We start from the raw sequence: 8918 nt of genomic DNA, 5'->3' as shown, positions 1-8918 counted from the left end.
AAACTTACTCTTGCTGTAGAGCAGAGAAGTTCGATTTTTAAATCTAAGAGTTACACAAAACTCCCCTTAAGATAATATGCTCTTATTAGGTATAGATGTAGGAACATCATCCATTAAAGTATCCGTTGTAGATGCGCAAACGCAGGAGTCGCTGGCTTCGGCGCAGTACCCTGACGAGGAGTCTGATATCATCTCCCCGAAAGCAGGATGGGCAGAGCAAGCGCCTGAAATGTGGTGGGACCATGTAAAAGCGGCTGTGCTCAAAGCCAACGCTACCGGTAAGTATAACCCTAAAGATATCGGTGCCATTGGTATAGCTTACCAGATGCACGGCCTTGTGGTAGTGGATAAGCAGCAGCAAACACTGCGTAATTCTATTATCTGGTGCGATAGCCGTGCTGTGGAAATAGGCAATAAAGCATTTAAAACCATAGGCGAAGAAAAAAGCCTGTCGCGCCTCTTAAACTCCCCGGGTAACTTTACAGCTTCTAAGCTGGCCTGGGTAAAGGCCAATGAGCCGGAGCTATACTATAACATCGACAAGATCATGCTGCCCGGCGATTTTGTGGCTATGAAGCTAACCGGCAACATCACCACCAGTATATCAGCCCTCTCCGAAGGCGTGTTCTGGGATTTTCAGGACGACCAGCTTTCCAGCGATGTGCTCAACTACTATAAGTTTGAGAAGTCGCTGATTCCGGACATCAACCCTGTGTTTTCAGAGCATGGTGCGGTACAGAAAGCCGTAGCCGATGAGCTTGGTTTAACAGCAGGTATACCTGTTACCTACAAATCAGGTGATCAGCCAAATAATGCGCTGTCGCTGAACGTGCTGAAGCCAGGTGAAGTAGCCGCCACAGCAGGCACCTCTGGTGTAATCTACGGTATAAGCGATAAGCTAATTTATGACCCGCAGTCGCGCGTGAATACCTTTGCACACGTAAACTATGGTGAAGAGAAAAGGCTGGGAGTGCTCCTATGCATCAATGGCACAGGCAGCTTGAACCGCTGGATGAAAAACACAGCCGGCACAGGCATCAGCTATGCTGAGATGAACGAAATGGCAGGAAAAGTTAGCATCGGCAGCAATGGCTTGCGTGTTATACCTTTCGGCAATGGTGCTGAGCGCATGCTGAATAACAAAATTGTAGGCACGCACTTCCATAACATTGACCTGAACCTGCATACAAAGGCACATATGTTTAGAGCTGTGCAGGAAGGTATTGCCTTCGCGTTCCGCTACGGCCTGGATATTATGCGCGAAAGCGGCATGAACCCAAGCATCATCCGTGCCGGTAAAGCCAACCTTTTCCTGAGCAGCACCTTTACCGAGGCTTTTGTAAATGCCACGCATGTGCCGGTAGAGCTGTATCAGAATGACGGTAGCGTAGGTGCTGCCTTAGGCGCTGGAATTGGCGTAAAAGCCTTCGCCTCTGAAGAAGAAGCGTTTACAAACAGCAAAAAACTGCATATCATCGAACCAAAGGCAATTGAGCAATATGAACCCGCATACCAGGAGTGGAAAGCACTACTGGAGAAACAACTGAACCACAATTAATTTAAAACAAAATAGCTAATAATTTAAATTCTCATGGCAAACATTGTATTAGGAGAAAAAGAGTTTTTTAAAGGCATAGACCAAATAAAATTCGAAGGTGTTGAGTCTGATAACCCATTGGCGTACCGCTGGTACGACGAGAACCGTGTGGTAGCAGGTAAAACATTGAAAGAGCATTTACGCTTCGCTGTAGCATACTGGCATTCTTTCAATGCTGATGGCTCTGACCCGTTTGGCGGTGCAACGCTTACTTTCCCTTGGAACGAGAAATCTGACCCGATCGAAAGAGCAAAAGATAAGATGGATGCTGCTTTTGAGTTCATCACCAAAATCAACCTTCCATACTACTGCTTTCACGATGTGGACGTGGTAGATTATACAAACGACATCAAAGAAAACGAGCGCAGACTGCAGGTAATGGTAGAATACGCGAAGCAGAAACAAGCTGAAAGCGGCGTGAAACTGCTTTGGGGTACTGCCAACGTATTCTCTCACAGCCGTTACATGAACGGTGCGTCTACCAACCCTGATTTCCATGTGTTATCGCATGCAGCTTCTCAGGTTAAAATCGCGATGGATGCTACAATTGCGCTGGACGGTGAGAACTATGTATTCTGGGGTGGCCGCGAAGGTTACATGACCCTGCTGAACACGAATATGAAGCGTGAGCAGGAGCATTTCGCTAAATTCCTGCACACTGCTAAAGACTATGCCCGTTCGCAAGGGTTTAAAGGCACCTTCTTTATTGAGCCTAAGCCAATGGAGCCAACCAAGCACCAGTACGACTATGACTCTGCTACTGTAATTGGCTTCCTGCGTCAGTACGACCTGCTAGGTGATTTCAAACTAAACATCGAGGTAAACCATGCAACGCTGGCAGGCCATACGTTCCAGCACGAACTACAGGTAGCTGCTGATGCAGGTATGCTTGGCTCTATTGATGCCAACCGCGGTGACTACCAGAACGGGTGGGATACAGACCAGTTCCCGAACGACATCACAGAAGTTACGGAAGCGATGCTGGTGTTCCTGGAAGCAGGTGGCTTACAAGGTGGCGGTGTTAATTTTGATGCCAAAATCAGAAGAAACTCTACCGATCCGAAAGACCTGTTCTACGCCCATATTGGTGGTGCTGACGTGTTTGCAAGAGCGTTAATCACTGCAGACAACATCCTGCAGAAATCAGATTTCAAGAAAATCCGTGCCGACCGCTACGCCTCTTTTGACAGCGGCAAAGGCAAAGAGTTTGAAGCTGGTAAACTGTCTTTAGAAGATCTGATGGCTTACGCTGTTGAGAGCGGTGAGCCAACGCTTCAGAGCGGCAAGCAAGAGTACTTAGAGAACCTGATCAACAGGTATATCTAGTCTTTGAAGAACTGTAAATAATAACGCTTCCTTTCATGGAAAATCAATCAAATAAAACCGCCATGAACCTGCCCTACATTGTGGGCATAACATTGGCAGCAACACTTGGAGGCTTGCTCTTCGGGTATGATACTGCTGTAATCTCGGGGGCCATTGGGTCCCTGAGAATACACTTCGGCCTGAACGACCTGCAAGAAGGCTGGGCGGCATCAAGTGCTTTGGTTGGCTGTATATTGGGAGCATCGGTGGCAGGCTGGGTGGCCGACCGCTTTGGTCGTAAACCAGGTCTGATAGCCGCGGCACTTTTCTTTACCATATCCGCTATTGGTTCTGCCATACCTGATACTTTTTCAGAGTTTATTGTATACAGAATTGTCGGTGGTGTTGGTGTTGGTATCGCTTCTATGCTTTCGCCGATGTATATAGCCGAAATTGCTCCGGAGCACTTACGTGGCCGGTTGGTGTCGCTTAACCAGTTTGCCATTGTGTTTGGTATGCTGGTGGTGTATTTCGTAAACTACTGGATCGCCGGTCAGGGAGATCAAACATGGAATACTGAAACCGGCTGGCGCTGGATGTTTGGCAGCGAAACCATTCCGGCAGGACTGTTCCTGTTACTTTTGTTGTTTGTGCCGCACAGCCCACGTTGGTTAATGCTTGTTGGCCAGGAGCAAAAGGCAGACACAGTGCTTTCCAAGATCATGAACCCTGAATATGCGAAGAAGGCTCTGGCTGAAATCAAGGCATCTTTGCACCAGGATTTATCAAAGCCGAAAGTTAGAATATTAGGCCAGGGCTTCGGATGGGTAGTTTTCATTGGTATTATGCTGAGCGTGTTTCAGCAGATTACTGGTATCAACGTTATCTTATACTACGCTCCCAGAATTTTTAGCCAGTTAGGTGGTGGTACTACAGATACTGCCCTGCTACAAACAATTGTAGTGGGTGCTGTAAACTTAGTGTTTACCGTTATAGCTATACTTACTGTTGACCGTCTGGGCAGAAAGCCATTGATGATCTTTGGTTCGTTGGGTATGGGTATCTGTATTACAGCTGTAGGCACAACGGCTTACCTGGAAATCACAGACAGCTGGATCCTTATCTTCATGCTAGGCTACATCGCCAGCTTTGCCCTATCACTGGGGCCGGTAGTGTGGGTGTTACTTTCTGAGATCTTCCCTAACCAGATACGTGGCAAGGCCATGGCTATTGCCGTAGCAGCACAGTGGATCTCTAACTTCGCCGTAAGCCAGACTTTCCCGATGATGATGGGTAACTCCTACCTGATGGATAATTTCCACGGAGGTTTCCCTTTCTGGATATACGGTGCCATGTGCATAGTAACCATCCTGTTCGTCTGGAAGTTTGTACCAGAAACCAAAGGCAAGAAACTGGAGGATATGGAAGCGCTGTGGAGAAAGAAGTCTGACCTTGTTCCGGAAGAGCCTGTGGCAGCAGGCAGCACAAGAGTCTAAGCTGTTGTTAACGTAGATGCGCTAAAGCACAGAAACCTTAACAACTCATTGTATTAAAATTTTTAAAAGACTGAGCGCTCTTGATTTTAGCAGTCAAGAGCGCTTAATCTTTCTAGCAAGTATAAATCTCACTTTAAATCAAAAACTATGAAATTTTTTATTGACACAGCAAACTTAGCGCAAATCAAAGAAGCGCATGACCTGGGTATACTGGATGGCGTTACCACCAACCCATCCCTGATGGCTAAAGAAGGCATCAGAGGCCAGGAAGCCATTATGGCACACTATAAAGCTATTTGCGAACTGGTAGACGGCGACATCAGCGCAGAGGTAATCTCTACCGACTTTGAAGGCATGGTAGAAGAAGGGAAAAAACTAGCGGCCATACACCCGAACATTGTGGTAAAAGTGCCGATGATAAAAGAGGGGGTGAAAGCGCTGAAGTGGTTCTCTGACAACAACATCAAAACAAACTGCACCTTGATATTTTCTGCCGGTCAGGCCATACTTGCAGCTAAGGCAGGCGCAACCTACGTTTCTCCGTTCCTGGGCCGCCTGGATGACATTGGCTATGATGGCGTGCAGCTGATAGAGCAGATTGCGCAGATTTATGCTATCCAAGGATTCGATACGCAGATTCTGGCAGCATCTATTCGTAGCTCTATCCATATTGTGAAATGTGCAGAAGCAGGCGCTCATGTGTGCACCTGTCCGCTAGAGCCAATTTTAGGCTTGCTAAAACACCCGTTAACGGATAGCGGCCTGAAGAAATTTTTAGAGGATGCGGCGCAGACTAAATAGCCAATCCCCCTCCTGTTTTATACTTTACAACAGACTTTAAAACATTATAGCAATGGAAATAAAAGAATTAGAAAACATAGCCGCACAAGTCCGCAGGGATATAGTGCGCATGGTGCATGCATGCCAGTCTGGCCACCCGGGTGGCTCGCTTGGCTGCACCGATTACCTGGTGGCGCTATACTTTGAGGTGATGAAGCGCAAAGAAGGATTTGACATGGATGGTGCAGGCGAAGACCTGTTCTTCCTGTCGAACGGACATATCTCTCCTGTTTTCTATAGCGTGCTGGCAAGAGCCGGTTACTTTGACAAGAGCGAAATGTCAACTTTTAGAAAAATTAATTCGCGCCTGCAGGGCCACCCTACCACGCACGAAGGCTTGCCAGGCATACGCATTGCTTCCGGTTCGCTGGGCCAGGGGCTTTCTGTAGCCATTGGTGCTGCCCTAACCAAAAAACTGAACGGCGACAACAGCCTTGTATTTAGTTTACACGGAGATGGGGAACTGCAGGAAGGCCAGATATGGGAAGCAGCCATGTTTGCGCCGCACAACAAAGTAGACAACCTGATTTCTGCCATCGATGTGAATGGCCAGCAAATCGACGGCCCCACAGATCAGGTATTGAATTTAGGCAACCTGAAAGCCAAGTGGGAAGCTTTTGGCTGGGATGTGATGGAAATGAACGGCAACGACATGCAGGATGTGCTGCGAGGGCTTGAACTGGCAAAATCGAAGGCACACAAGGCCAAGCCGATCATGATCCTGATGCAAACCAACATGGGCCACGGCGTAGATTTTATGACAGGCTCGCACAAGTGGCATGGCGTGGCTCCAAACGATGAGCAACTGGAGGCTGCACTGGCACAGCTCAACTCTACTTTAGAAGATTATTAATCCCACACCAAGAAAAGAACCTGACAAATGAAGAAATATACTTATACAGATAAGAAAGACACACGCTCGGGCTTCGGGGCAGGGCTTCTGGAGCTTGGCCGCACCAACCCCAACGTGGTGGCCCTGTGCGCCGACCTGGTGGGCTCGCTGAAGATGGGCGACTTCATCAAGGAGAACCCGGAGCGCTTCTTCCAGATCGGCATCGCCGAGGCCAACATGATGGGCATCGCCGCGGGCATGACCATCGGGGGCAAGATTCCCTACACCGGCACCTTCGCCAACTTCTCCACCGGCCGCGTCTACGACCAGATCCGCCAGTCCATCGCCTACTCCGATAAGAACGTGAAGATCTGCGCCTCCCACGCTGGCCTTACACTGGGCGAGGACGGCGCCACGCACCAGATCCTGGAGGACATCGGCCTGATGAAGATGCTGCCGGGCATGACCGTCATCAACCCTTGCGACTACAACCAGACCAAGGCTGCGACCATCGCCATCGCCGACCACCACGGACCGGTGTACCTGCGCTTTGGCCGCCCTGTGGTCCCTATCTTCACCCCTGCCGACCAAAAGTTCGAGATCGGCAAGGCCTGGATGGTGAACGAGGGAACCGATGTGAGCATCTTTGCCACCGGGCACCTGGTGTGGGAAGCCATACAGGCAGGAGAGCGTTTGGCCGAGATGGGTATCTCCGCCGAGATCATCAACATCCATACTATCAAGCCGCTTGACGAGGAGGCCGTGCTGAAATCCGTTGCCAAGACTAGATGCGTGGTATCGGCAGAAGAGCACAACCGCCTCGGCGGGCTGGGCGACTCCATTGCGCAGGTGCTCGTCAAGCACGACCCGGTGCCGCAGGAGTATGTGGCCGTAGACGACAGCTTCGGTGAGTCAGGTCCCCCGGCGGAGCTGATGACCAAGTATGGCCTGGATGCCGACAACATCGTGCAGGCGGCCCAGAAAGCCATACAGCGAAAAGGATAAGTATAAACAAGTATAAAAGCGAAGGGCTAGTCAATTTGACTAGCCCTTCGCTTTTATACTTGTTGTTTGTATTCAGAATCAGCTCTTCTTTTTGTTATTCTTCTTCTTTTTCTTCGATTTCTTTTTCTTAACCGTTTGATCGATGTAATCAAACATAAGCCCTGCGGCTACGGCATATACGGCGTGGTGCAGCACATCGGTAGCAATCTGCTTCGGCGACCATTTGGTGATAGGCTCAGAAGCGTTGGCAGCAGGTAACATTACCTGCGCAGTAGACCAGATACCAGCAAAGTGTAAAGCTGTAGCTGGCAAACCATTTAAGCCTGTCAGCGAGAGAAGCCCTCTTGGTACTCCCCAGCTAGTGCCATACTGCCAATGCATCAGCTGCGAAAATCGTGCTGCATGCTCTTCCTTTACTTCTTCATTCGTTTTCTCTGGCTCCACAGTTTCTCCTGCTAATTCTGAAGCCTGCTTCTTATTGCTAGGTACAACCCCCATCACCTGGCCTGCTACTTTGGAAGGTGATGAACTTCCGCCACGCTTGGTTATTTTCATCTCAATCATCTGCGAGATAGTAATAGCTGCCGTACCTGCCAAACCTGCCAGTATACCTTTGCCGATAGCATCTCCTAGTATAGCTAAAGAGCTTTGTGCTTTATTTTTTCCCATAGTTGTGTGTTTGTCTGTTCTCATTTTAAAAATCTATACGGTGTAGAGTAGCCGATTGGTTCAGACATAGGTAGTGGCCGGAACAGGCAGTCCTTTTAACAGCTCCAGCAGGCATAAGAACGTCAGCTATACTTTATATGCGTAGTAGGAAGCGAACCAGTGGCAAAAAGAAACATGGGCAAAGGAGTTATCTTATCATTAGGAAGTGCGATCAAAGACATACAGGTTAGAGCCGAAGACAAAGCTAAGCCAGGAGAAACTATCACAGCCAGAGACCTGCGCACAGCAAGTGGCGGCAAAGCAGCAAACAGAGCTTATTACATTGCTAAACTTGGCGCTCCATCATGGCTCCTGGCCAGGTTAGGACACGATCAGGAAGCTGTAGAGGTCCTCAAACCTTTACAAGAGGCAGGTGTGCAACTGGAGCACGTGAAACAGGCATCAGGGCGGCGCACTGGCTTTGCCATCATAGCTGTTCAACCAAACGGCAGCGAGGCTATACTTGCCGTGAACAACGCGCACGACTGCTGGGAACCTGCCTCTCCTGCACATGTAGCTAACGTTATCTCCAACGCACCCGATAACTCTATACTGACGGTAGATCTGGAGATTCCGGCTGATGTGGTAATAGCAGCCTTACATGCAGCCAAAGACAGAAACTTTACCATACTCATTGACCCTACTCCAGCAAGCCTGCTACAAGACCAGTTTTATGCACTAGCCGACTTTCTGACTCCGGATATATCTGAAGCGGAAAGTATGGCTGGCTTTGCTATACGGCAGCCTGAAGATGGAATAAAGGCTTGTAAAGCCATCATAGCCAAAGGAGCAAGACAGGCTTTGGTGAAGATGGGAGACAAAGGCTATGTGATGATCACCGCCGACCAGCAGGAGCTATACCTTCCAGCACCGGATGTGCAGATGGTAGACTCCACAGGAGCCGGAGACGCCTTTGCCGCAGCACTTGCATTCGCGCTTTGGGAGGGGCAGCAGCCAGCGCAGGCATTCCGTTTTGCCGCGATGGCCTCATCCCTGGCAGTAGCGCAATACGGCTCCCAACCCTCTTATCCCGACAAGAAAATAATTGACCAGAAACTGGTCGGGTGGAAAGTATAGCGGCTACTTTATGAGCTAATTATCTTAAAATCATAACTATAAAAAGGGTTTAGAGCGT

General features: G+C 49.0%; 8 protein-coding genes. 7 read left to right on the top strand and 1 reads right to left on the bottom strand.

The window, feature by feature from the left end; translation table 11 throughout:
* Positions 1-76 precede the first annotated feature (76 nt).
* From ACFQ2O_RS17405 to ACFQ2O_RS17380, 6 genes are all read left to right on the top strand, one after another.
* Complete coding sequence (locus ACFQ2O_RS17405; protein ID WP_377530732.1) at positions 77-1558, top strand: xylulokinase; 1482 nt, start codon at positions 77-79, stop codon at positions 1556-1558.
* 33 nt (positions 1559-1591) lie between these two features.
* Positions 1592-2923, top strand: coding sequence for a xylose isomerase (xylA, locus tag ACFQ2O_RS17400; RefSeq protein WP_377530730.1), 1332 nt, complete (start codon positions 1592-1594; stop codon positions 2921-2923).
* Between the two features lie 35 nt (positions 2924-2958).
* Positions 2959-4398 (top strand): D-xylose transporter XylE, encoded by a 1440-nt coding sequence (gene xylE, locus ACFQ2O_RS17395; protein WP_377530727.1) that lies wholly within the window; start codon positions 2959-2961, stop codon positions 4396-4398.
* 147 nt (positions 4399-4545) lie between these two features.
* Complete coding sequence (fsa, locus tag ACFQ2O_RS17390) at positions 4546-5199, top strand: fructose-6-phosphate aldolase (RefSeq protein ID WP_377530725.1); 654 nt, start codon at positions 4546-4548, stop codon at positions 5197-5199.
* A gap of 52 nt (positions 5200-5251) precedes the next feature.
* Positions 5252-6091, top strand: a complete 840-nt coding sequence (locus ACFQ2O_RS17385) for a transketolase (protein WP_377530723.1) — start codon at positions 5252-5254, stop codon at positions 6089-6091.
* A 27-nt stretch (positions 6092-6118) separates the two neighbouring features.
* Entirely contained in the window at positions 6119-7075 is a 957-nt protein-coding gene (locus ACFQ2O_RS17380; RefSeq protein WP_377530721.1) for a transketolase family protein, read from the top strand.
* A gap of 78 nt (positions 7076-7153) precedes the next feature.
* On the opposite strand, the gene ACFQ2O_RS17375 is transcribed toward ACFQ2O_RS17380, so the two are convergent.
* Positions 7154-7744 (bottom strand): hypothetical protein, encoded by a 591-nt coding sequence (locus ACFQ2O_RS17375; RefSeq protein ID WP_377530719.1) that lies wholly within the window; start codon positions 7742-7744, stop codon positions 7154-7156.
* 159 nt (positions 7745-7903) lie between these two features.
* Between ACFQ2O_RS17375 and ACFQ2O_RS17370 the strand changes: the two genes are divergently transcribed.
* Entirely contained in the window at positions 7904-8860 is a 957-nt protein-coding gene (locus tag ACFQ2O_RS17370; RefSeq protein ID WP_377530717.1) for a PfkB family carbohydrate kinase, read from the top strand.
* Positions 8861-8918 lie beyond the last annotated feature (58 nt).

This window comes from Pontibacter rugosus (assembly GCF_042678745.1).
Taxonomy (GTDB): domain Bacteria; phylum Bacteroidota; class Bacteroidia; order Cytophagales; family Hymenobacteraceae; genus Pontibacter; species Pontibacter rugosus.
This window is presented reverse-complemented; position numbering and strand designations above follow the sequence as displayed.

What these genes read in the sequence shown, in the direction of transcription:
- ACFQ2O_RS17375 (WP_377530719.1), bottom strand. Translation starts at nt 7,744, where the DNA reads ATGGGAAAAAATAAAGCACAAAGCTCTTTAGCTATACTAGGAGATGCT.
- fsa (WP_377530725.1), top strand. Translation starts at nt 4,546, where the DNA reads ATGAAATTTTTTATTGACACAGCAAACTTAGCGCAAATCAAAGAAGCG.
- ACFQ2O_RS17385 (WP_377530723.1), top strand. Translation starts at nt 5,252, where the DNA reads ATGGAAATAAAAGAATTAGAAAACATAGCCGCACAAGTCCGCAGGGAT.
- ACFQ2O_RS17380 (WP_377530721.1), top strand. Translation starts at nt 6,119, where the DNA reads ATGAAGAAATATACTTATACAGATAAGAAAGACACACGCTCGGGCTTC.
- xylA (WP_377530730.1), top strand. Translation starts at nt 1,592, where the DNA reads ATGGCAAACATTGTATTAGGAGAAAAAGAGTTTTTTAAAGGCATAGAC.
- xylE (WP_377530727.1), top strand. Translation starts at nt 2,959, where the DNA reads ATGGAAAATCAATCAAATAAAACCGCCATGAACCTGCCCTACATTGTG.
- ACFQ2O_RS17405 (WP_377530732.1), top strand. Translation starts at nt 77, where the DNA reads ATGCTCTTATTAGGTATAGATGTAGGAACATCATCCATTAAAGTATCC.